The sequence below is a fragment of the Rhodovarius crocodyli genome (genome assembly GCF_004005855.1).
Lineage (GTDB): Bacteria > Pseudomonadota > Alphaproteobacteria > Acetobacterales > Acetobacteraceae > Rhodovarius > Rhodovarius crocodyli.
In genome coordinates this window covers 1-517 of the sequence record NZ_SACL01000034.1, presented here as the reverse complement: position 1 = coordinate 517, position 517 = coordinate 1, and the positions used below count along the sequence as shown (strand labels likewise).

The window sequence follows — 517 nt, the reverse complement described above, 5'->3', positions numbered from 1 at the left end:
GCCACTTCGATCATATACTGCCCATAGGCTGTCTTTCCGAGAGCCCTTCCCTGCTGGGCGAGTTGCTCGGCGTTCAGCCAGCCCTGGTTGAACCCGATCTCCTCAGGGCAGGCCACCACCAGCCCCTGGCGTTCCTGCACCGTCTGCACGAAGGTCGCCGCCTGCAGCAGGCTGCCCGGCGTGCCCGCGTCCAGCCACGCGAAACCCCGCCCCAGCTGCTCCGCGTTCAGCGTCCCGTCTTCCATGTACAGGATGTTCATGTCCGTGATCTCAAGCTCGCCCCGCGCCGAGGGCTTCACCTTCTTGGCCATCTCCACGACACGCTTGTCGTAGAAATACAGCCCGATCACCGCCCAATCCGATTTCGGCGCCTTCGGCTTCTCCTCCAGCGACAGCACACGGCCCGTCGCGTCGAACTCCGCCACGCCGTACCGCTCGGGGTCCGCCACCCGATAGCCGAACACCGTCGACACGCCCGTCTGCGCGCGCTCCGCCGCATCACGCAGCTTCTGCGACA

At 66.0% G+C, this 517-nt stretch carries 1 protein-coding gene; it reads right to left on the bottom strand.

All coding sequences use genetic code 11. The features are described 5' to 3' along the window. Positions 1-517: sugar nucleotidyltransferase (locus EOD42_RS25645; RefSeq protein ID WP_276318172.1), on the bottom strand; the 517-nt coding region annotated here is incomplete at both ends.